Source organism: Cellulosimicrobium sp. NPDC030954, assembly GCF_055571305.1.
The window spans coordinates 36,205-58,951 of sequence record NZ_JBVIFN010000005.1 but is presented as its reverse complement, the minus strand read 5'-3'; the positions used below and the strand labels follow the sequence as shown (position 1 = coordinate 58,951).

Sequence of the window (22,747 nt, the reverse complement as noted above, 5' to 3'; positions counted from 1 at the left end):
CTGCCCGTCCCTCCGGCGTCGCCCGGAGTCCACCGGACCGTCACGCGGCATTCCTAGCGTCGCCGGGGCAACCGTCCCGACGTTCGGAGGAACCGATGACGACCACCCGACGCCGCGCCGTGCGCGGTACCGCCGCCGCGCTGGCAGGAACCCTGCTCGCGAGCACGCTCGTCGCCGCGGCGGCCACGACCGCGACCGTCCCGTTCGCCGCCCCGGCCGCCGCCGAGCCGGGCGACGTGCTGCTCACCGAGTCGTTCGACGGCGACACCCTCCCGAAGGGCTGGACACCCGTGCTGGGCGACTGGCAGGTGCGGGACGGCCGGCTCGTCGGCGACGCGCCCGACGGGTCGTCGCCCGCGCGCATCGTCTTCGGACGGTCGGCGGAGAACTACCGCCTCGACGCGACGCTGCGCTTCGAGAGCGTGGACAACGCGTCGCGCTGGGCGGGCGCGATCCTCGACGTCGCGCCCGACGGCGCGGTCCCGTGGTGGCAGGCGGTCCTGCGCAGCACGACGACCGCGCACAACGGCGTCGAGATCGCGCAGCGGACGGCCGCGGACGCGTGGAACGTCCCGTACACGGCGTCCGCCCCGGCGGACGCGGCAACGGGTCGCGACGTGCACCTCTCCGTCGAGGTGCAAGGCACCTCGGTCACCTACGCGCTCGACGGGAAGACCCTGCTGGAGGGGCGGATCGACCGGTCCCGCGACGGCGCGCTCGGCTTCGTGACCGCGGGCGCGACCGTGAGCGTCGACGACGTCACCGTCACCGAGATCGAGCCCGCGTCCTACGTCGGCGGCGACGGGGAGCTCCCCGTCACGGTCGCGCACCGCGGGTACTCGTCGGTCGCGCCGGAGAACACGCTCGCCGCGGTGGCAGCGGGCATGCGCAGCGGCGCCGAGTACGTCGAGATCGACGTGCACACCACCGCGGACGGCCTGCCCGTGGTGCTCCACGACCAGACCGTGGACCGCACGACCGAGGGCTCGGGCGACGTCGCCGTGCTGCCCGGGGCGCAGGTCAGCGCGCTCGACGCCGGGTCGTGGTTCTCCCCCGCGTTCGCCGGTCAGCACCTGCCGACGTTCGCGCAGGTGCTCGACCTCCTGGAGACCGGCTCGTCGACCCTCCTGCTGGAGATCAAGGGGCCGGAGACGTCCGCCGAGGTCGAGCGGGTCGTGGACATGGTCGTCGAGGCCGGGCTCGAGGACCGCGTGGTCCTGCAGTCGTTCGACGTCGCCGCGCTGCGGTCCGCGCGCGAGCACGCGCCGCAGATCCCGCGCGGGCTGCTGCGCGGCTCGCTCGACGCCGACCCCGTCGCCGTGGCGCAGGACCTCGGGGCGGTCATGTACAACCCGTCGGCGAGCGCGCTGCTCGCGCGCCCGAGCGTCGTCGCGGACCTCAACGAGGCCGGCATCGCCGTGATGCCGTACACCGTGAACTCGGCGGCCGACTGGGCCCGGCTCACCGAGATCGGGGTCGACGGCGTCATCACCGACCGTGCGGGCGCGTTCATCGGCTGGAAGCAGGCGCGCGAGCAGGAGGCACCGGCACCCGCCGCGCCGACGGTCGAGCTCGTGAGCCCGGCCGAGGGCGCCGAGGTCGAGCGCGGCGGGACGCTCGTCGTCGCCGCGAGCGCCACGGACGCAGACGAGCTCGTCGTCTCGCTCGACGGCGAGCCGGTCGCCAACGGCGCGGCCGTCGCCGCCGCGGACCTCGCGCTCGGCGAGCACACCGTCTCCGCCACTGCCCGGGGCGCGGGCGGCGAGGCGACGGCGGAGCGCACGGTCGTCGTCACGGTCTCGCCCGAGGGCCTGCGTGCCCGTGTCGCGGTGCTCGACCTCCCGCCCGGCCAGCTCGTGGGCGCGATCACCGCGGTCGAGGCGGGGCGCTGGGAGTCGGTGCGGCGGACGGTCGAGAAGTTCGTCGACGACGCGGCCACGCGCGAGCGCCTGCTCGAGGAGATCGCGCACCTCGACGGCCGCTGACGCGCGGGACACCGCGGGCAGCGGGTCCGTCCCCGGTCGGCACGACGGCCGGGGACGGGCCCGCTCACGCGTCGGACAGGAAGCGGCGCCGGTCCGAGCGGGCCGACCCCAGCCCGGCCCAGCCGGCGAGCGCGAGCACACCGCCCGCGACCCAGACGACGACGGACCAGTCGGGCGGGCCGTCCGACCCGACGACGGCGCCGTCGGTGGCGAGGATCGTCGCCCCGAGCCCGAGCAGCCCGAGGCCCAGCACGACCAGGACCACGTCCCGGGCCGTCTTCCCAGCCCCGCGCCGGGGCGCGCGGGCCGCGAGCGCCGCCTTCTCCTGCGGGGTGAGGGGCGCCGTCGGGCCGAGGGGCTGGACGCGCTCCGCTCCGTGCCGGAACCGGGCGGGGTCCGCGACGGCCTCGACGAGCGCGGACGGCAGGCCCAGGAGGTACGTGAGGTCGGCGACGGGGTCGCCGGGCCACGTCGACGCGGCCAGCAGCGCGCGCAGTCTGCCCGGGTCGCGCGGCTCGCCGAACACCTCGACGAGCGTGTCGTACGCGCCCTCGGTCCCGGAGGTCGACAGGTCCGTCCACGTGTCGTTCCAGCTCCCGAAGACCCACGGGCGCCCGCGCGTGGTGAGCGTCCAGGACACCCCGGTCCCCGCGCGCTCCAGGCTCACCATCGCCTCCCCGGCGCGCAGGCCGCGCTCGATCGTCGAGCGCGCGCGGAACTCCCCGCCGAGCGCCGCCGTGAACGCCTCCCGCACGTCGTCGTCCGGCTCGCCCGGGACGGGCGCGGGCGGACGTTCGAGCGTCCAGACTGTGGTGCGCTCGTCGGTCGCGCGCACCGACGCCGTCCCGGCCCGCCGCACCGCCGCGCGCACGAACGCGGCGTCGGCGCGCACGAGCTGGACGACGGCGTCGGGCGCTGCCGAGTCGGTCGCGGGGAGGTCGGCGAGCGCGGTGAACGCGTCCAGCAGGTCGTCGGGGTGCTCGAGCTCCCGCAGGCTGTCCGGCGCGGTCGCCGCGTCCCGCAGCCCGACGAGCGCGTCGACGGCCGCGAGGACGTGGCCCGGGTCGTCGTCGAGCCGCATGGTGTGGTCGGTGCTCGTCCCGGACGCGTCCACGGGCGCCCAGGTGACGGCGACGGGCGCGGCGACGGGGTCCGGTCGGGCCGCGAGGATCGCGCTGACGCCCTCGGGCAGCAGGTCCGACCCGGTGTCGAGCTGCACGACCCACGGCGCCGGGACCAGCTCGTCGACGCGCGCGAGCGCCTGCGCGACCGTCGCGGGCGCGCCGGGGTCGCGGCCGGTCTCGACGTCGACCTCCGTGTCGACCTCCGCGAAGGTCCAGCCGCGCTCGTCCGTGGGGCCCACGCGCCCGTACTCGAGGCGCGCGGTGCGCAGACGGTCGACGACCTGGGCGTGCGGGGTGCGGGTGACGACGTTCACGGCGTCATGATGCCGCACGCGCGCGGCCAGGACGGCGCGGCGACCACGCCGCGCCTGGTCGGTGCGTCAGAAGCCCTCGGGCGGGGTGAACTGCGACAGCGTGAGGACCGCGCCCTGCGGGTCGCGCACCTGGGCCTCGCGCGTCCACTCCGTGTCGGCCGACGAGAGCACGACCGCGCCCGCGCGCTCGGCGGCCGCGGCGGCGGCGTCCCGGTCGGCGACGGCGAACGTCACCGTGTGCCGCGCGGGCCCGCCGTCCTCGACCACGCCGGCCACGACGTCCCGGAACCCCGGCGGCGCGCCCTCCTGGTTCGCGTCGATCTCCGGGTAGACGGTCCGGGCGAGGTGGTCGCCGTAGCCCTCGACGCGGGCCATGCCCGCGCCGAGCCCCGGGTCCACCTCCCACCCGAGGAGGGGGCCGTAGAAGTGCAGCGCCCGCGCGACGTCGGGCGTGTGCAGCACGCTGAAGTTCCACGTGCCCGGCTCGTTGACCCGCTGCGCCCCGACGCGTGTCCCGGGCTCCCAGAGCCGGAACGTCGCGCCCTGCGGGTCGCGGACGGACGCCATGCGCCCGGGCGGCCCGACCGTCGTCGGGCCGTCGAGGACCTCCCCGCCCAGGTCGGGGACGCCGCGGGAGGACGCGTCCACGTCGTCGACCGCGACGTACGTGATCCAGCCCGGCTCGCCGGTCCCGGACGCGACCGCGGCGACGTCCTGCCCGCCGAGCGAGGCGACGACGTACCGCTCCCCCGTGCCGGGCGGGAGCCTCTCCTCGAAGTCCCACCCGAAGAGGGCGCCGTAGAACGCGAGCGCGGCGTCGACGTCGGGCTGCTCGGTGTCCACCCAGCACGGCACGCCGTGCGGGTAGGTGCGGGTCGGCCGGGACTGCGTGGTGTCCATGCCTCAGGGTCCCACCGCGCGCCCACACCGGCAGGGCCACCGGGGCGTTCACCCGCCGGTCACCTCGCCGCCCTTCCCCGCGGGGGCGGGCGTGCGTACGGTGACGAGGAACCTCTCGACGACCACCGTCCCCGACGACGAGGAGCCACCGTGTCCACGAGACCCGCTCACCCCGCCCCCACCCCCCGCGCCGCCCGGGTACCCGCCCGCGCCGTCCCCGTCGCCCTGGCCCTCGCCCTGTCCGTCGCCCTCACCGGGGGCGCCGTCGGCGCCGCGGCGAGCCCCGCCGTCGCGCACGACGGCCACGCGAGCGGGCACGGGAACGGCCACGGTCACGACCGCGGGACGCTCCGCGTCGCGACGTACAACGCGAGCCTGAACCGCGCCGCGGCGGGCGAGCTCGAGGCCGACCTCTCGACGCCCGACGACCCGCAGGCCGCGACGATCGCCGAGGTGCTCCAGCGCACGCGGCCCGACGTCGTGCTGCTCAACGAGTTCGACTACGTGCCCGACGGGCGCGCGGTCGACCTGTTCCGCGACCACTACCTCGAGGTCCCCCAGGGCGGCGCGGAGCCGATCGAGTACCGCTACGCGTACGTCGCGCCGTCGAACACGGGCGTGCCCAGCGGGTTCGACCTCAACGACGACGGCACGGTCGGCGGCGGCGACGACGCGTTCGGCTTCGGCGCGTTCGAGGGGCAGTACGGCATGGTCGTGCTGTCGCGCTACCCGATCGACACGCGCGGCGTCCGCACGTTCCAGCACTTCCTGTGGAAGGACATGCCCGGCGCGCTCCTCCCCGACGACCCGGCGACGGCCGCGCCCGCGGACTGGTTCACGCCGGAGGAGCTCGAGGTCGTGCGCCTGTCGAGCAAGTCGCACTGGGACGTGCCCGTGCGCGTCGGCCGGGAGACGGTCCACGTGCTCGCGTCCCACCCCACGCCCCCGACGTTCGACGGTCCCGAGGACCGCAACGGGCGGCGCAACCACGACGAGATCCGGTTCTGGGCCGACTACGTGACGCCCGGCAAGGCGTCGCGGTACGTCTACGACGACGCCGGCCGCCGCGGCGGGCTGCACCCGGGCGAGAGCTTCGTCGTCCTCGGCGACCAGAACGCCGACCCGCTCGACGGCGACTCGGTCGACGCGGCGATCGACCAGCTCCTCGACCACCGGCGCGTCCAGGACCCCGCTCCCCGCTCCGACGGCGCCGTCGAGGCGGCCGCGCTCCAGGGCGGCGCGAACGCCACCCACCGCGGCGACCCCGCGCTCGACACCGCCGACTTCGCGGACACCGCGCCGGGCAACCTGCGCGCGGACTACGTGCTGCCGTCACGCGACCTGCGCGTGCGCGACGCCGGGGTGTTCTGGCCGGTCCAGGCCGACCCGCTGTCACGGCTCACCGGGGTCTTCCCGTTCCCGAGCAGCGACCACCGGCTCGTGTGGGTGGACCTGGCGCTCCGCGGCTGACGCGAGAGCCCCCCTCCTCGTCCCAGCGGCCCACCTGTTCGCCCCCGTCGCCCCGGGCGTCCGTCGCCCGGGGCGACGGTCCTGGACCAGGACCGTCGCCGGGTGCACACTCGGAGGTCTGTGCTCACCGCCGACGCACAGCAGACTCCCGGCCGGCGCCTCGTCGGTCGCACGGCACGCCAGCGGCACACCCGGGGCGCGCCACGTCGTCCGGCCCGACGACCACCCCACCCACGTCCCCGGCGCGTCGTGCGCGCGTGCTGCCCGGCAGCACGCCGCCCTGACACGATCCCTCGCGCGCCCGGGACCGCCGGACCTGGAGCATCCATGAGAAGACTGCGCACCACCCTGCCCGCAGGCGTCGCCGCCGCGACCGCCGCCCTCGTGCTCGTCGCGAGCCCCGCCGTCGCGCACGGCGGCAGGCACGACCCGCGCCCGCCCACCGTGACCGACGTCGCGACCGGGCTCGTCACCCCGCTCAGCCTCGCGGTCGGACCGCGCGGCACGACGTACGTCACCCAGAACTTCCCCGGCCTGCTCACGGCGGTCGGGCGCGACGGCACGCCGAGCGTGCTCTACGCGTCGCCGGACGGCGGCGAGGTGGGCGGCGTCTCCTACGACGACCGCCGCATCACGTTCACCGAGACGCAGCTCGGCGAGGAGGGGCCGGTCGCGTCGGAGGTCTCGACGCTGCGCACCGACCGCTGGGGGAACCCGACGGGCACGCCCCGCGTCCTCGCGGACACGTTCGCGTTCGAGCAGGCGAACAACCCCGACGCCGGCGTGACGTACGGCCTGCGCGAGACCGACCCGGCCTGCGTCGCGCAGGTCCCCCCGATGCCCATCCCGGGCCTGTACACGGGGATCGCGGACTCCCACCCGTACGCGACGACCACGTCGCGCGGCACCACGTACGTCGCCGACGCGGGCGCGAACGCGATCCTGTCGATCAGCGACCGCGGGAAGGTCCGCACCGTGGCCGTCCTCCCGGCCCAGCCCGCGGTGGTCACGGCGGAGGCCGCGGCGGCCGTCGGGTGGCCCGACTGCACCGTCGGCGAGACCTACTGGTTCGAGCCCGTCCCCACGGACGTCGAGGTGGGCCCGCGCGGCGTGCTCTACGTGACGACGCTCCCCGGCGGGCCCGAGGACGCGAGCCTCGGCGCGCGCGGCGCCGTCTACACCGTGGACCCGTGGAAGGGGAAGGTGCACCAGCTCGGCTCCGGGTTCGTGGGCGCGACGAACCTCGCCGTGACGGACCGGGGCACGGTCTACGTGAGCGAGCTGTTCGGCGGCAAGATCTCGCAGGTCGGCAAGCGCGGCCCGAGCACGGTCGTCGAGGTCCCGCTGCCCGCAGGTCTCGAGTGGGACGGCAAGGGCCTGCTCGCGACGACGAACGTGCTGCCCGCGGACGAGACGACTCCGCCCGACGGGCACCTCGTGCGCGTCGACCTCGGCAAGCACCGGGGCCGCTGACGGCGGCGGACCGCCGCTGACCGGCCCGCCGCTCGGCCCGGGCGCCCCCGCGACGGCGGGGACGGCCGGGCCGCGTCGTGCCCGCACGTTCGTGGCTCGGCCGTCAGCCCCGGCCGACGGTGAGCGCGAGGACCACCGCGCCGAGCGCGACGGCCAGCCCGACGCCCGCCGCCACGAGACCGACGATCGTCGCGGCGCGGGACCCGGCCGAGGCGCCGACGCTCATGCCGAGGCCCTGGGCCGCCTCGGTGACGATCCGGCGCCCGGCCGCCGTGTCGAAGAGGACGCGCGTCCGCGCCCCCGACCCCTCGTCGACGACCGAGGCGGTGAACGTCGAGCGGACGTCGCCGCGCGCGACGGAGCGCACCCAGCCCCGCTCGGGCTCGACGAACCGCCCGTCGGCGTCGAGCGCCCAGTGGGTGCGCCGCACGACGTCGGTGAGCTCGACCCGCACGCCGTCCGACAGGACGCGCACCTCGTGCGTGACGAGCGTCGCGTAGTAGCTGTGCGAGAAGATCTGCCACCACGCCACGTCCGGGCGGTCGAACCTCAGCTCGAACCCGTCCGGGCGCTCATGGACGATCCGGTAGGGCGTCCCCTCGGCACGCGCACGGACGGCGGCGGCGAGGTCCTCGGCGGTCGGCACGGCAGCGAGTGTAGGCGCCGCGCCCGCGGTCCGGCCGAGCCGGGCCGGGCGGGCCGGGCTGGTCAGGCGGACCGGGCCGCGACGTCGGTGCCCGGTCTCAGCCCGACGACGCCGCACGGCGCAGGGCGTCGAGGCTCACGCGGACGTCGTCGTCCGTCGTCGCCCACGAGCTCACCGACACGCGCAGCACCGCGCGGTCGTGCCACCGTGACCCGGACATCCAGGCGGTGCCGTCGTCGAGGACGCGGCGCACGACGTCCTGGGTGCGCGCGTCGTCCCCGAACGCGGCGCACACCTGGGTGAAGACGACGTCGTTGAGCACGACCGCGCCGTCGAGCGCCCGCATGCCCGCGGCGAACGCGGTCGCGTGGCGGCAGAAGCCGTCCACGAGGTCCGCGACGCCGGAGCGCCCGAGGGCGCGCAGCACCGCCCACACGGGGAACGCGCGCCCGCGGCGCGAGAGCTCGGGCACCTTGTCGAGCGGGTCGCCCGTGTCGCTCTGGATGAGGTAGTCGCCGTGCATCCCCATCGCCGCGCGCAGCGGCGCGGGGTCCGCGACGATCGCGAGCCCGCAGTCGTACGGGACGTTGAGCGTCTTGTGCGCGTCGGTCGCCCAGGAGTCCGCGCCCTCGTACCCCGCGACGAGGTGGCGGTACGACGGCGACGCCGCGGCGAACAGCCCGAACGCGCCGTCGACGTGCACCCATGCGCCGTGCCGGTGCGCCACCTCGACGGCCGCGCCGAACGGGTCGAACGCCCCCGAGTGCACGTTCCCCGCCTGCAGCACGACGATCGTCGGGCCGTCCGGCGCCTCCCGCGAGGCAGAGCCCTGGTCTCGCGAGGTAGAGCCCAGGTCCACCGAGGTAGAGCCCTGGTCCACCGAGGTAGAGGCCCGGTCCTGCGAGGTAGAGGCCCGGTCCCACGAGGTAGAGACCTGGTCCGTCAGCGCCTCGTCGAGCGCGGCGACCGAGATGCGGCCCTGGTCGTCCGCGGCCACGACCTCGGGCGCGCCGAGCCCGAGGTAGGACAGCGCGAGGTCGACCGACTCGTGCCGCTCGGCGCCCACGAGCACGCGGACGCGCGGGGCGCCCGTCAGCCCGTCGCGACGCACGTCCCACCCCGCGCGCCGCAGGACCTCGCCGCGCGCCGCCGCGAGCGCCGTGAAGTTCGCGGTCGTCGCTCCGGTGACGAACCCGACCGCCCCCGTGGCGGGCAGGCCGAGCAGGTCGAGCAGCCACGCGCTCGTCACGTCCTCGACGGCGGTGTGCGCGGGCGTCACGGTGCGCAGCGCCGAGTTCTGGTCCCACGCGCTCGTGAGCCAGTCGGCCGCGAGCGCCGCGGGGTGGCTGCCGCCGATGACCATGCCGTAGAAGCGGCCGGACGGCATGGCCGTGAGGCCGGGACCGCACGCGGTGGCGAGCAGGTCGACGACGTCCGCAGCCGTCGTCGGGCCGTCCGGCAGCTCGGTGCCCAGCGCGGCGACGACGTCGCCGACGGTCGCCTGCGGCGGGACCGGCCGCGTCGTGAGGGAGTCGAGCCACGCCGCGGCGTGCTCGTGCGCCCGCAGGAGGGCGGCGTCGCGGTCGTCCATGACCGGCTCCTGACCGGGCCGGACCGACGCCGGCCCCTCCCGCCAGGCTGGACCCGCCGCGCGTCCGGGTCAACCGCCGGCCGGCACGGGGTTACGCAGGTCTCCTCACGAATCGCCTAGGGTGGGTCGGGGCGCGACGCCGCGCCCACGCCGACCCGACGAGGGGGACCCATGACCGACCCGACGCCGACCGCCGCCACCCTGCCGACGTTCGTCGTGACCGAGCAGCAGTTCGAGGCGATGTTCCCCGAGCGGAGCCCGTTCTACACGTACGCCGGGCTCGTCGCCGCGACGGCCGCGTACCCGGAGTTCGCGACGACGGGCGGCGACCGCGTCGCCCGGCGCGAGGCGGCGGCGTTCCTCGCGAACGTGAGCCACGAGACGCACGGGCTGGTCCACGTGGTGGAGGTGAACACCGCGAACTACCCGCACTACTGCGACCCGTCGCAGCCGTACGGGTGCCCGGCCGGGCAGGACGCGTACTACGGTCGCGGCCCGCTCCAGCTCTCCTGGAACTTCAACTACCGCGCGGCCGGCGAGGCGCTGGGGATCGACCTCCTGGCCGACCCGTGGCTCGTCGAGCAGGACCCGACCGTCGCGTGGCAGACGGCGCTCTGGTACTGGAACACCCGGCCCGGCACGGCGTCGATGACGTGCCACGACGCGATCGTGGGCGAGCACGGCTTCGCCGAGACGATCCGGTCCATCAACGGCCCGCTCGAGTGCGAGGGCGGCAACCCCCGCCAGATGAACAACCGCGTCCGCCTCTTCCGCCACTACGTCGAGATCGTCGGCACCACGACGGGCGACCACCTCACCTGCTGAAGACCTGCCCCCGCCCGCCCCTCCCCGCCGCGCCGAGCACGACGTTGCTGTCGTTATCGCCCGGATAACGACGGCAACGTCGTGCTCGGCAGCGCGCAGGGTCGTGCTCGGCGGCCGGTGCGCCGAATGTGGCGCCCGGCCGTCGTCAGCAGCAGCGGTCAGGCGCAGGTGAGCGCGTCGTACGGGACGACGGCGGTGCGGCCGCCCGCGGTCGCGGTCGCCTCCCCGGCGGGGACGGTCGCGGTCCGGGTCGGGAACGACTGGTAGGCGCTCGTCCCCGGCGCGACGTCCGCGACGACGCGTGAGCCGTACGGCGTGGCGAGCTCGACGTCGACCGGTGCGTCCGCGGTGCTCGTCGCGCGCACCGCGACGTAGGCCTTGCCGGCGAGGCACCGTGCCTGAGCGGTGACGTCGAGCGCCGGGCCCGTACCCCCGCCCGGCACGACGGCGTCCCACGGCACGCGCGCGACGAACACGTCCCCGGCACCCGCGTTGGTCGCGCCCGCGGGCGCGCCGTACGTGAGCCCGGTGAGCAGCGCGGCTCCCTCGCCGGTCGCGCCGGCCGGGTCGGCCGGGTCGGCCGGGTCGGCCGGGTCGGTCCGGTCGGTCGGGTCGGTCGGGTCGGTCGACGTACCCGACCCCGGTGCGGAGGACGCCGGGACCGAGGCCGCGAACAGGTTCGCGTCGTCCCACTCGTCCGCACCGTCGCGCTCGCGCGTGCCGGACTGCGTCGCCTCGCCAGGCGTGCCGTCGGCAGCGACGGGCAGCGTCACGACATCCACCCCGCCGACGGCCGTGCCCAGCGCGCCGTACGTCGTGCCGACGACGAGCACCGCGTCGTCGGCGCCGAGCACGCCCGTCACGCCGCGGTCGTCGGTCGACGTGCCGACCTGCGTCGTCCACAGGACCTCGCCCGCGGGATCGAGCGCCCGCACCACGACGTCGTTGTCCCCGAGGTTCCCGGCCTCGCCGAGCGTCCCGCGCGTGTGCCCGACCGCCACGACCGACCCGTCCGAGCGCGCGACGAGACCGCTGACCTGGTCGTTCTCGCTCGTCGCGACGGCGCGCAGCCACTCCTGCTCGCCGTCCGCGGCGTAGCGCGCGACCCAGCCGTCGTTCGCGCCCGCGTGCTCGGCCCCGGGCATCCCGCCGCCCGACACCCCGCCCACGTACACTGCGCCGTCGGGCGACGCCGCGACCGCGAGCGCCTTGTCCTCGCCGGGCCCGCCCACCTGGCGCAACCACAGCAGCTCGCCCGCCGCGGAGACCCGCCCGACCAGCGCGTCCTTGTCCCCCGCGCTCGGGGCGTCGCCCACCGCGCCGCTCGTGTACCCGGCGACGTAGGCGCCGCCCGCGCCGTCGGACGCGACCGCGTAGAAGCGGTCGGCCGCCCCCGGGTCGCCGGTCTGCAGCGTCCACGCACGGTCGCCGTCGGCGGTCACGGCCGCGACGAACCCGTCGTCGCGCGACGCCCCGGCGTGCTCGCCGTCGAGGTCGCCCTTCGTGTACCCGGCGACGAGCACCACGCCGTCGGCGCCCGGCACGACGCCGTACGCGCGGTCGTCCGCGGCCGTCGCGACCGCGTGCCGCCAGACCTCCGCGCCGTCGGCGTCGCGCCGCACGACGACCGAGTCGAGCCCGCCCGCGGGCTCGTACCCGTCCCACGCGGCGGCGAGGTTCAGCGCGACGGCGGTCCCGCCGTCGGGCAGGGCGGCGACCCCGCCCGCGCGGTCGTCGCCCGCGGAGCCGAGGAGCTCGGCGTCCCACGGCGCGGCGGGCGTGGTGCGCAGGCGCGCCGAGACGTCGACGACCCCCTCGCGGAACGCGGGCCGCCAGACCTCCCAGTCGTGGCCGCCGTCGAGCACGCGCAGCTCGGCCGTCACGCCCGGGACGCGGCGCGCCTGGTTGTAGAGGCGCGCGGACTCGAAGTCGATGTCGTGCGTGGCCTCGGCGGGGTCGGGGTTGGCCCACTCGTCGTCGCCGACGGCGACGAACAGGTGCACCGGGAGCGCCGGGTCGAGCGTCGCGAGCGCGGTCGGGTAGGACAGCTCGGTGTACCGGTCGGCGTCGAACGGCGCGGTGTCGACGCCGTACGCGCCGTAGTCCCGCGCGGAGGAGTCCGCGGGCGGCTGCGGCACGTACACCGCGGGGCTCAGCACGATGCCCGCGGAGAACGTGTCCTGGTGCGCGAGCGTGAACCGCAGCGCGCCCGCACCACCCATGGAGTACCCGCCGACGGCGCGCGCCTCGCGGTCCTCGACCGTGCGGTAGGTCGCGTCGACGTGCGCGACGAGGTCGCGCGTGAACGCCGTCTCGACGGCGGTTCCGGCGCCGGCGCCCGTCGCGTCCCCGGTATAGAGCGAGTCCGTGTACCAGGAGCCGCGGTCGTTCCACGGCGCGTCGGGCATGACGACGACCATCGGTTGGATCTCGCCCGCCCCGATGAGCTCGTCGAGGTCGCCCGTGACCTGCTGCCACGCGGCCTGCGTGTCGCCACGGCCGTGCAGCAGGTAGAGCGTCGGGTACTCCTGCTCCGCGTCGTCGTAGCCGGGCGGCAGGTAGACCGTGTAGTCGATCGGCCCGGCCGCGGAGTCCGCGACCCGCCCCGCCTCGACCGTGCCCTGCTCCGCCGCCGTCGCGGGCAGCGCGAGCCCCAGCCCGCCCAGCCCGACGGCGAGGGCCAGCGCCGTCCCGACCGCCGTCGTCCCCAGCCGTCGGCCCGGCCGTGGTGCCGACCCGCGCTGCGCCGGGTCTCGTGGTGCTGCGTCCATCGTGTTCTCCTCGTCGAGATCCGTGAATGTGCTGCCCCCTCCCCCTACCCCTCGTCCGCGGTCGAACACGACATGAGGGTCGTTATCGGGCTGAAAGCGACCTTCATGTCGTGTTCGACCGCGGGCAGGGTCGTGCTCGGCGCCGGGCGCTATCCGGGTGGGCGGCGGTCCGCCAGGGCCAGCACGGTGCGCGCGCGCTCGACCATCGCGACGTCGAGGAACGTGCCGTCCGCGAGGGCGACGACGCCCGTGCCCGACGCCGCGGCGTCGCCCACGCGCTCCACCACCTCGCGCGCGCGGTCCACCTCGTCGGGCGTCGGCAGGAACGCGTCGCGGATCGTGTCGAGCTGCCCGGGGTGGATCGCGGTGCGGCCGCAGAACCCGAGCGCCCGACCCGCCGCGCACGACGCCGCGAGCCCGTCGAGGTCGCGCACGTGCGTGTACGCGGACATCGCGGGCGACGGGAGCCCCGCCGCCCGGGCCGCGACGACGACCCGGCTGCGCGCCCACGCGAGCCCGGCCTCGTCGTCGACCCGCAGGTCGGAGCGTAGGTCGGCCTCGCCGAGCCCGAGCGACGCGACCTGCGGCGACGCCGTCGCGAGCTCGAACGCCCGCTCGACGCCGAGCGCCGACTCGACCAGCAGGTGCAGCGCCCGCCCGGGGAGCGCCGCCGCGAGCGCCCGCACCTCGTCGGCGGACTCGACCTTCGGCACGCGCGCCCCGACGGTGGGCGGCAGCCCGGCGAGGGCTGCGACGTCGTCGGCGTGCCACGGCGTCGCGGGGTGGTTGACGCGCACCTGGACCCCGCGCGCGGCGGCGGCCTCGTCCAGCAGCCCGACGGCGTTCCCCCGCGCCTCGTCCTTGCGCGCGGGGGCGACGGCGTCCTCGAGGTCGACGAGCACGACGTCGGCCGCGGACGCGAGCGCCTTCGCGACCCGGTCGGGCCGGTCCGCGGGCACGTACAGCAAGGTCAACGGCGGCGCACCGGCCCGGGACGCGCGCCGGTCTCCCGACCCGGACCCGGTTCCTGGACCCGACCGGGCGCCCGCACTCATATGGCGCCCTCCGCCCGGAGCTCCGCGACGCGCTCGGGCGCGAACCCGAGCTCGCCCAGCACGGCGTCGGTGTCGGCGCCGTGCGGGCGGCCCGTGAAGCGGATGACGCCGTCGTTCTCGGACATCCGGAACAGCGGGCCCTGCATGAGCATCGGCCCGAGCTCGGGGTCCTCGATCTCGTGGATCGTGCCGAGCGCGCGGAGCTGCGGGTCGTCGACGATGTCCTGGGCGTCGTAGATCGGCGCGACGGCGGCCTGCGCCTCCTCGAACGCGGCCACGACCTCGTCGCGCGTGCGCTGCGCGATCCAGCCGCCGACGGCCTCGTCGAGCAGGTCGGCGTGCTGCGCGCGCTCGACGCCGCTCGCGAACCACGGCTCGTCGACGATCTCAGGGCGCCCGACGAGGCGCATGACGCGCTCGGCGATGGACTGCGCCGACGTCGACACCGCGACCCACTGCCCGTCGCGCGTGCGGTAGGTGTTGCGCGGCGCGTTGTTCGCGGACCGGTTGCCGGTGCGCGGCTGCACGGTGCGGAGCTGGTCCCAGCGCGTGATCTGCGGCCCGAGCATCGCGAGGATGGGCTCGATGATCGCCGTGTCGACGACCTGCCCGTGCCCGGTGCGCTCGCGCGTCGACAGCGCGACCATGACGGCGAACGCGGTCGCGAGCGACGCGACGCCGTCGGCGAGCCCGAACGGCGGGAGGGTCGGCGGGCCGTCGGGCTCGCCGGTCATCGCGGCGAACCCGCTCATCGCCTCGGCGAGCGTGCCGAACCCGGGGCGGGTGCGGTACGGCCCGACCTGCCCGAACCCGCTCACGCGCGCGAGCACGAGCCGCGGGTTGCGCGCGGACAGCTCGTCGTAGCCGAGGCCCCAGCGCTCGAGCGTGCCGGGCCGGAAGTTCTCGACGACGACGTCCGCGTCGGCGACGAGCGCGAGGAACACCTCGCGCCCGCCCGGGCTGCCGAGGTTCGCGGTGACGGTGCGCTTGTTGCGCCCGAGCGTCTTCCACCACAGGTTCACGCCGTCCTTCGCCGCGCCGTGCGTGCGTGACGGGTCGGGCTTCGTCGGGTGCTCGACCTTGACGACGTCGGCGCCCAGGTCACCGAGGTGCATCGCCGCCATGGGCCCGGCGAACAGCGTCGACGCGTCGACGACGCGCAGGCCCGCGAGCGCGCCCGCGGCCGGGTCGCGCGAGACGCGCGGTGCGTCCGTCATGCCGTCACCTCCTCGGCGGGCTGGTCGGCGGCGAGGTCCCACGCGCAGCGGAACCCGACGGTCGCGCCGCGCGCGAGCCCCAGGCCGGGGACGAGGAGCTTGACCGCGTAGTCCGCCGCGTGGCGCCCGCCCTCGACGTACCAGTCGGAGCCCTCGGCGCGGTAGTCGCTGCCGCCCTTGAGCATGACGAACCGCGTGCGGCCGTCGGAGTGCTCGGAGCCCGTCCAGCTCCACACGACGGGCTCGCCGCGCGTCCAGCCGGGCTGCTCGGCCGCGAGCTGCCACTCGTCCTCGGTGGGCAGGCGGCCGCCGCGCCACGCGCAGTACGCCCGCGCGTCGTCGAGGTCGACGAAGGTCACGGGCTCGTCCTCCGTGCCGGGCACGGGACGGCCGTCCTTCCAGTGCGCGAGGAAGCGGTGCGCGACCACGGGCTCGTACCCGGTGGCCGCGAGGAACTCCGCGAGCTCCGCGTTCGTCACGTCGTTCCCGACCGCGACCGGGGCGGCGAGCTCGCCGTCGCGCTGGAGGGTCCGCGCGTCGTGCAGGCGCGGCGGCAGCGGCTTCCACTCGTCCACGTACGGCGCGCCCTGGTACATCCCGGTCTCGCGCGCCCGGTACCGGACGGTCAGCGCGTACGGCCCCGCGGGGACGACGACGGCGCCCGGCCCGGGCACACCCGTCGCCCCGGTCCCGCCCTGCCCGACGGCGGCGCTCGCCCCGGCCGGGTCCGTCACCCCGGCCGTCCCCAGCCCGACCTCGCCGCTCGGCGCGAGGCGTCGCGCGACCCGGTGCGGGAACCGCGCGTCGGGGTCGTGGGGCGCGGACGTGTCGAGAGAGACGACCACGTCGCGCAGGTGCGGCAGCCAGTCGGGCTCCCCGGCGCCGTCGACCACGTGCAGCACGGCGGCGATCCCCCGCCCCGGCACCCGCACGTCGCGCCGAGCCCGGGGTTCCTCCCCACCGACGGCCCCGGCCGAGGAGGGATCCAGGGTTCGACGGGAGGGGTGGTCGGGCGGGAGGAGGGGGCCGGCGTAGTCCGAGGCGCCTCGGTTGACCAGCGTCCACAGGGTGACGCCGTCGAGGTCCCAGCGCGACGCGTAGACCCCGGCCTCCTCCGCCTCGGGGGCGAGCTCGGTGAGGGGCGTCCACTCCCCCTCCAGCAGCAGCTGCCGCGCGGCACGCTGGACCGTGACGAGGCGCTTGACCGTCGCGGCGTCGCGCCGCGACCAGCCGACCCACACCCCGAACACGACCTCCCACACCATGACGCCCACGCCGTTGAGCCACGCGGACTGGAGCTCCTCGGAGTGGTCGCGGTGCCAGCGGCGCACGTGGTGCTGCATGTGGCGGCGCTCGTACCAGTGCGCGCGCAGCACGCCGGGCACGGGCGAGTCGGCGAAGAACTGCGCCCACGACGACGAGTGGTCCTCGATGCGCTCGACCGGAAGCTTGGACTCGCCCTCCAGGACGACGCCGGGCCGCGCGGCCTCGAGCCGCGCGACGAGCTCCGGCTCGGCCTTCTTCAGCGTGTCGAGGAAGACGCCGTCGGCGCCGAGGTCGCGCACGACGGCGGCGAGCTCGGTGAGGTCGTCGTCGCCGCGGCGCGTGCCGACGTCCCACGGGTTGTAGTCGACGAACACGTGCAGGCCCGCGTCGTGGAACGTCCGCACGAGGTCGACGATGCCCGGGACGTCGCGGTAGAAGTCCCACTGGTTGCGGTCGTCGATCCCGATGACGGGGTACGCGTGCCACAGCACGACGGCGTCGAGGCCGCCGAACCTCTCGCGCGCGTCGGCGAGGAACCGCTCCGGCGTGAACCGGTGCTCCTCGAACGAGTACAGCAGCTCGTCCCACAGCCACACCTGCGCGACCGTCGAGCACCCGGCAGCCCACGCGGCGTCCGGGCGGTCGTACGCGGCACCGGTGTACCCGTGGCGGCGGCGGGCGTCGTCGCGCCACGCGGCGAGGCGCTCGCGCCAGGCCGGACGGTCGGCGGGGTCGACCGGGCCGACGAAGATCTTCGCCTCGTCGAGCGCGAGCGACTGCTCGGGCGTGAGCGGCCCGTCGAGCGCGACCTCGGTCGGCAGGTCGATCGGTCGCGGGACGAGCGGGTCGAACGTGTACGTCATGGTGCCTTTCCCTCGGCGGGCGGGCCCGCGCTCGGTCGTGCGGTGAACTGGCTCAGGGCGATCAGGTGAGGCTCTCGACCCGGCGCGCGAGCGCGACGACGTCCGCCCCGTCCGGCACGGCGTCCTGCGCCCCCGGCCGGGTCACGGCGAGCGCGCCCGCCGCGGCGGCGAGCCGCGCGGCGTCGGGCAGGTCGTCGCCGCGCGCGAGCGCCGCGGCGAGGACGCCGCAGAACGTGTCGCCCGCGCCGGTCGTGTCGACGGCGTCGACGGGGATCGCGGGGACGCCGCTGAGCAGCTTGCCGCCGGGCAGCCGCTCGAGCACCAGGCTGCCCCGGCCGCCGAGCGTCACGACGACGGCCGGCACCCGCTCGATCAGGAGCCCGGCGAGGGCCTCGGGGTCGACGTCGCCCGCCGTCGCCCCGTCGGGGCCCGGAGCGTCCTCGACGCCTTGCACGTCTTCTTCGGTACGTGACGCGGCACGGAGGGCGACCCCGGCGAGGTCCGCCGCTTCGTGCTCGTTGACGACGAGCACGTCGATGGCGTCCCAGACGTCGTCCGGCAGGTCGCGCGACGGCGCCGCGTTGAGCACCAGCAGCGCGCCGGGGCGACGCGCGGCCGCGGCGGCGCGCACGACGTCGAGCGGGATCTCGAGCTGCGCGAGCACGACGTCCGCCGCGGCGATCCGCTCGGCCTGCGCCGCGGCGACCGTCACGTGCGAGTTCGCACCCGGAGCGACGACGATCGCGTTCTCGCCGTCGGGCGAGACGGTGATGAGGGCCGTCCCGGTCGGGACGTCGACGCGCTCCACGAGGTCCGTCCGCACGCCGCCGCGGTCGAGCGACGCCAGCAGCAGGTCGGCCGCGTCGTCGTGCCCGAGGGCGCCGACGAACGTCGTGTCGGCGCCGCCCGCGCGCGCAGCGCCGACCGCCTGGTTCGCGCCCTTGCCGCCGGAGTTGCGCCGCAGCTCGCCGCCGAGGATGGTCTCGCCGCCGCCGGGGTGCCGCGGCACGTCGACGACGAGGTCGACGTTCGCCGACCCGACCACCACGACCCGTCCGGACCCGCCCGGGGCCGTGGCGCCCTGCTCCCCGCCCGCCGTCGTGCTCATGCCCGTGCCTCCTCCGTGGAACTCTGCACGGCTCCCCCGGCCAGCATGACCGGGACCGGCGCGAGCGCGACCGTCCGCGCCGCGAGGTCCACGATCCTCTGCTCGCCGCCGGGCAGCGAGGTCGCGACGTGGCCGTCGAGCGGACGGGTCCACTGCTCCCCGATCCCGTCGACGCCCTGCAGCGCACCCACCACGCCGCCGACCGTCGCCCCCGCCGAGTCGGTGTCCCAGCCCGCGGTGACGGCGATCGCGACGCTCGCGCCGAAGTCGCCGCGGCCGTCCGCGCCGCGCCCCGCGGTGAGCGCGTAGGCGATCACCGCGGCGTTGTTGAGCACGTGCACCCAGTGCAGGTCCCCGTACGCGGCGTGGATCGTGTCGAGCCCGGCGCGCACGCCCGCCTCGGACGCGTCGCCGTCGCGACCCGCGTCGCGGCCGAGCCGGATCGCCGCGGCCAGTCGGCTGCCCGGCGGCACGACGGCGTCCGCCGCGTCGAGCACCTCGTCCGCCGTCTCGCAGACCATGGCCGCCGACGCGAGCGCGGCCGCCCACATCGCCCCGTACACGCCGTTGCGCGTGTGGCTCAGGCGCGCGTCCGTCCACGCGAGGCGAGCGGCCTCGCGCACGTCGCCCGGCGAGACCCAGCCGAGCACGTCCGTGCGGATGAGCGCGCCGATCCACTCCCGGAACGGGTTGTGGTGCGTCGCCGTCTCCGGCACCGGCCGCGCGTCCAGGATGTTGCGGTACGCGGCGCGCTCGGCCGTGAACACGCGACCCGCGGGCAGCGCGTCGAGCCAGAGCTGCGCGACGTCGTCCGTCGTGAACCCGCGCCCGTGCCGCTCCAGCAGGGCCAGCGCGAGGATCGGGTAGTTGAGGTCGTCGTCCTCCGGCATCCCGTCGATGTTCTCCTCGAGCGACGTCGGCGCGCTGCGGCGGTTCCACGGCCAGCGCGCGGCGACGTCGTCGGGCAGCCCGACGGCGGTGAACCAGCGGTCGAGCGGCCACCGGCCCGTGGCGCGCAGGATCTCCTCGATCCCGGCGCGCGGGATCTTCTCCACGGGCTTGCCCAGCAGGCAGCCCGCCGCGCGCCCGGTCCACGCGCCGAGCACGCGGTCCGCGTACGCGGCGTCGGCGGCCGCGGCGGTTCCGGTCGCCGCGCCGGCGGCCGTGGCGTCGGGGGACCCGACGGCGCCCGGGCGGGTCGGCAGGCCGGGCGCCGCCGGGAGCGTGGCGAGGATCGCGTCCCAGTCGTCGGGCTCGTGCGGCGCGGGCGCCGCGGGCAGCGCGTCCAGCTCGACGAGCAGGTCGCGCGCGAGCGCGCGCAGCGCCGGGGTCGCGGGAACCGGGCCGGCACCGCTCACGGCGGGGACGGCGTCGCCGCCCGCGGCGGTCCAGCGCTCGCGCACGTCGGCGAGGGACGCGGGGTCCTTGCCCTCCGCCGTCGCCTGGACGAGCTCGTGCGCGAGCAGGTCCTCGGGCTGGGCCCAGGTGAGCCTCACGCCGGGTCACCCGCCCGCGCGGGCTGCGCCGCGCCGTCGGGCACGCTGCGCCCGCTCCCGTCCACGGACGCGCCGCCGAGCTCGGCGAGCGCGCGCAGGCGCGACGTGGCGCGCTCACGGTCGGAGCGGAGGATGTCCGCCGCCGCGGACGCCATGAGGCGACCCGTCTCCCGGATGTCCATGCGGCTCGCGTCCTCGATCGCGTCGAGCCACTCGTCCGGCACGACGGCGGTCCCGCCCAGCCCGGCGCACACGGCACCGGCCATGACGGCGATCGAGTCGGCGTCGCGCCCGTAGTTCACGGCGCCGAGCACGGCGCCGCGGAAGTCGCCGCGGTGCCCGAGCACGAACCCGAGCGCCGCGGGCAGCTCCTCGATGGACTTGGTGCGCGACGGGCGCCGCGCGTCCATCGACATCTGCCGGTACGCGGGCCCGACCGAGTCGAACGGGGCCACCGTCTCCCGGACGAGCCGCGCGAGCGCGCGCTCCTCGTCGTCGGTCGTGGGCGCCGTCGTCCAGCCGTCGAACGCGTCGACGACGGCCCGGAGCGCCGCGGCGGTGCCGTCGTGGGCGACGTCGAGCGCGGCGTGCACGACGTCGTCGACCGTCGCCCCGGGCGCGACGGACGCGGCGACCATGGCCGCGAACACGCCCGCGGCCTCGCGGCCGTAGCTCGACTGGTGCGCGCCCGTGAGGTCGATCGCCTCGGCGTACGCGCCGCGCGGGTCGCCCGCGTTGGCGAGGCCGACGGGCGCCACGTACATCGCGGCGCCGCAGTTGACGACGTTCCCCACGCCCGCCTCGCGCGGGTCCACGTGCCCGTAGTGCAGGCGCGCGACGATCCACTTCTCGGCCAGGAACACGCGCTGCAGCAGCAGCGCGGTCGACTCGAGCTCCGGGATCCAGCGCGGCTCGCCGATCATGAGCGGCACGAGGTCCTCGGCCATCGCGTACGCGTCGAGGTGCTCGCGCCGCTTCGCGTACACCTCCACGAGCGCGCGCGTCATGAGGGTGTCGTCCGTGATGTGCCCGTCACCCTTGTGGTAGGGCGCGATCGGACGCGCGTCCTGCCAGTTGGGATACCAGGGCTCCACGATCCCCGTCACGCGCCCCCCGTGGCGCTCCTCGATCTGCTCGGGGGTCCAGCCCTCGGTGGCGCCCCCCAGCGCGTCCCCCACCGCCGCTCCGGTGATCACTGCCACCGCTCGGTCGTCCAGCCAGGTCACGGTCCACTCCCTGTCGATCTCTCTCGGCGCGGGTCGCGCCCGGTGCGACCCGTGCGGGCCGCGGTTCCCGGCGGGGCGGTCGTCCGTCGACCGCCCCGCCGCTTGTCCTGCTACTTGGTGATCTCGTCCCAGCCGGCCTCGAGCTCGGTCGCGAGCTGGTCGGCGTCGATCTCCTGGGCGAGGAACTTCTGGTACGCGGGCGTCGCGACCGTGTCCTTCCACTGCGCGTACGCGTCGACGAACAGGTACGGCGCGGACGTGAGGAACTGGCCGGACGAGAGGATCGTCGACCAGCCGTTCTCGTCGCCGAGCGACGCCGCCATGGCCTCCTGGGCCGACGTCGTCGCGGGGATGAGCGCGTCCGCCTCGTTGAGCGCGGCGAGGTTCTCCGTGTCGGTGAAGAACTCGATGAACTCCGCGGACTCCTCGACGTGCTCGGAGTCGATGTTCACCGACAGCGTCTGCGGGTTGGCGGCCTGCTCGGCGCCGTCGGGGCCCTCGAGCGGCGGCAGCACGACCCAGTCGAAGCCCTCGGGGGCGTCGTTGGCGATGTTCGCGGCCTGGAACGAGCCCTGGATCGTCATCGCGACCTGGCCCGCGTAGAACGACGCGAGCGTCTCCGAGCCGGACTGCGTGAGCGTCACCGGCAGCACCGTGTTGTCGGTGTGCGCCATCTCGTCGACGAGCTCCGGCAGGGCCATCTCGCCCTCGCCGATCGTGATGCTCGCGTCGGCACCGGTGCCCTCGAAGTACTGGCCGCCGAAGCCGGGGGCCATCGCCATGAACGCGGCCGTCGGGCTCGCGAGCCCCCACCCGAGCCCGTACGCGCCGTCCTTCGTCGTGGCCTTCGAGATCTCGCGCAGCTCGTCCCACGTCATGGTCTCGCCGGTCGGGATCTCGACGCCGGCGGCCTCGAGCATCGTCTTGTTGGCGAACACCATGTAGGACTGCAGCTCGGTCGGGTAGGCGATGACCTGGTCGTCCACCGTCACGGCGTCGAGGATGCCCTCGGGGATGTCGGCGCGCCTCTCGTCCGACATGTACTCCGACAGGTCGGCGAGGTAGCCGTCCACGGCGAAGGGCACGATGCTCGCGGCCTCGTAGTGGATGATGTCCGGCGCGGCGCCGCCGTTGAACTGGGTGATGAGCTTGTCGTAGATCCCGTCCCAGCCCGCGGGCACGATCTCGACCTGGACGTCGGGGTTGGCCTCGTTCCAGTCCGCGACGATCTTCTCGGTCGCCTCGATGGCGGCCGGCTGGTCGGACAGCGACTGGAACTTCAGGGTCACCGGGCCGCCGTCGGCGCCGTCGTCCCCGCTGCCGCCCCCGCTCGAGCAGGAGGCGACGAGCAGGGTCGTGATCGTGAGGCATGCGGCGATGGACGCACCACGAGTCTTCATGGTTCTACCTTTCGGGT

The 22,747-nt window shown here is 76.0% G+C and carries 16 protein-coding genes; 4 read left to right on the top strand and 12 right to left on the bottom strand.

What is annotated here, in order from left to right:
* Positions 1–95: 95 nt before the first annotated feature.
* Complete coding sequence (locus ACZ402_RS11740; RefSeq protein WP_375825003.1) at positions 96–1,985, top strand: glycerophosphodiester phosphodiesterase family protein; 1,890 nt, start codon at positions 96–98, stop codon at positions 1,983–1,985.
* A gap of 64 nt (positions 1,986–2,049) precedes the next feature.
* Here ACZ402_RS11740 and ACZ402_RS11735 read toward each other — a convergent pair whose 3' ends face one another.
* Together ACZ402_RS11735 and ACZ402_RS11730 are read right to left on the bottom strand one after the other, a co-directional pair.
* A complete protein-coding gene (locus tag ACZ402_RS11735) occupies positions 2,050–3,423 on the bottom strand; it encodes a hypothetical protein (protein ID WP_375825002.1) in 1,374 nt (457 codons plus the stop codon).
* A 66-nt stretch (positions 3,424–3,489) separates the two neighbouring features.
* Complete coding sequence (locus tag ACZ402_RS11730) at positions 3,490–4,323, bottom strand: VOC family protein (protein ID WP_375825001.1); 834 nt, start codon at positions 4,321–4,323, stop codon at positions 3,490–3,492.
* Positions 4,324–4,473: 150 nt separating this feature from the next.
* Here ACZ402_RS11730 and ACZ402_RS11725 point away from each other — a divergent pair, with 150 nt between their 5' ends.
* Positions 4,474–5,793: an endonuclease/exonuclease/phosphatase family protein gene (locus tag ACZ402_RS11725; protein ID WP_375825000.1), complete on the top strand. Its 1,320-nt coding sequence runs from the start codon at positions 4,474–4,476 to the stop codon at positions 5,791–5,793.
* Positions 5,794–6,120: 327 nt separating this feature from the next.
* Positions 6,121–7,266, top strand: a complete 1,146-nt coding sequence (locus ACZ402_RS11720; RefSeq protein WP_375824999.1) for a ScyD/ScyE family protein — start codon at positions 6,121–6,123, stop codon at positions 7,264–7,266.
* A gap of 103 nt (positions 7,267–7,369) precedes the next feature.
* On the opposite strand, the gene ACZ402_RS11715 is transcribed toward ACZ402_RS11720, so the two are convergent.
* Positions 7,370–7,912 (bottom strand): hypothetical protein, encoded by a 543-nt coding sequence (locus ACZ402_RS11715; RefSeq protein ID WP_375824998.1) that lies wholly within the window; start codon positions 7,910–7,912, stop codon positions 7,370–7,372.
* A 97-nt stretch (positions 7,913–8,009) separates the two neighbouring features.
* Entirely contained in the window at positions 8,010–9,503 is a 1,494-nt protein-coding gene (locus tag ACZ402_RS11710; protein ID WP_375824997.1) for a pyridoxal phosphate-dependent decarboxylase family protein, read from the bottom strand.
* A 171-nt stretch (positions 9,504–9,674) separates the two neighbouring features.
* Between ACZ402_RS11710 and ACZ402_RS11705 the strand changes: the two genes are divergently transcribed.
* Positions 9,675–10,328 carry a chitinase gene (locus ACZ402_RS11705; RefSeq protein WP_375824996.1) on the top strand — a complete coding sequence of 218 codons (654 nt, stop codon included), beginning with the start codon at positions 9,675–9,677 and terminating at the stop codon, positions 10,326–10,328.
* A gap of 158 nt (positions 10,329–10,486) precedes the next feature.
* Here ACZ402_RS11705 and ACZ402_RS11700 read toward each other — a convergent pair whose 3' ends face one another.
* From ACZ402_RS11700 to ACZ402_RS11665, 8 genes are all read right to left on the bottom strand, one after another.
* Positions 10,487–13,099 (bottom strand): alpha/beta hydrolase-fold protein, encoded by a 2,613-nt coding sequence (locus ACZ402_RS11700; protein WP_375824995.1) that lies wholly within the window; start codon positions 13,097–13,099, stop codon positions 10,487–10,489.
* 149 nt (positions 13,100–13,248) lie between these two features.
* Entirely contained in the window at positions 13,249–14,058 is an 810-nt protein-coding gene (locus ACZ402_RS11695) for an HpcH/HpaI aldolase/citrate lyase family protein (RefSeq protein WP_375824994.1), read from the bottom strand.
* A 92-nt stretch (positions 14,059–14,150) separates the two neighbouring features.
* Positions 14,151–15,371: a CaiB/BaiF CoA transferase family protein gene (locus ACZ402_RS11690; protein ID WP_375824993.1), complete on the bottom strand. Its 1,221-nt coding sequence runs from the start codon at positions 15,369–15,371 to the stop codon at positions 14,151–14,153.
* On the bottom strand, positions 15,368–17,500 hold the full coding sequence (locus tag ACZ402_RS11685) for an SUMF1/EgtB/PvdO family nonheme iron enzyme (RefSeq protein ID WP_375824992.1): 2,133 nt from the start codon (positions 17,498–17,500) through the stop codon (positions 15,368–15,370). Before ACZ402_RS11685 ends, ACZ402_RS11690 begins: the two co-directional genes overlap by 4 nt.
* Positions 17,501–17,561: 61 nt before the next feature.
* Positions 17,562–18,608 carry a ribokinase gene (locus tag ACZ402_RS11680; RefSeq protein WP_375824991.1) on the bottom strand — a complete coding sequence of 349 codons (1,047 nt, stop codon included), beginning with the start codon at positions 18,606–18,608 and terminating at the stop codon, positions 17,562–17,564.
* Entirely contained in the window at positions 18,605–20,104 is a 1,500-nt protein-coding gene (locus tag ACZ402_RS11675; RefSeq protein WP_375824990.1) for an ADP-ribosylglycohydrolase family protein, read from the bottom strand. The genes ACZ402_RS11680 and ACZ402_RS11675 overlap by 4 nt, the downstream gene beginning before the upstream one ends.
* Entirely contained in the window at positions 20,101–21,306 is a 1,206-nt protein-coding gene (locus ACZ402_RS11670; RefSeq protein ID WP_375824989.1) for an ADP-ribosylglycohydrolase family protein, read from the bottom strand. The genes ACZ402_RS11675 and ACZ402_RS11670 overlap by 4 nt, the downstream gene beginning before the upstream one ends.
* Before the next feature lie 134 nt (positions 21,307–21,440).
* Positions 21,441–22,730, bottom strand: a complete 1,290-nt coding sequence (locus ACZ402_RS11665) for an ABC transporter substrate-binding protein (protein ID WP_375824988.1) — start codon at positions 22,728–22,730, stop codon at positions 21,441–21,443.
* Positions 22,731–22,747: the final 17 nt, after the last annotated feature.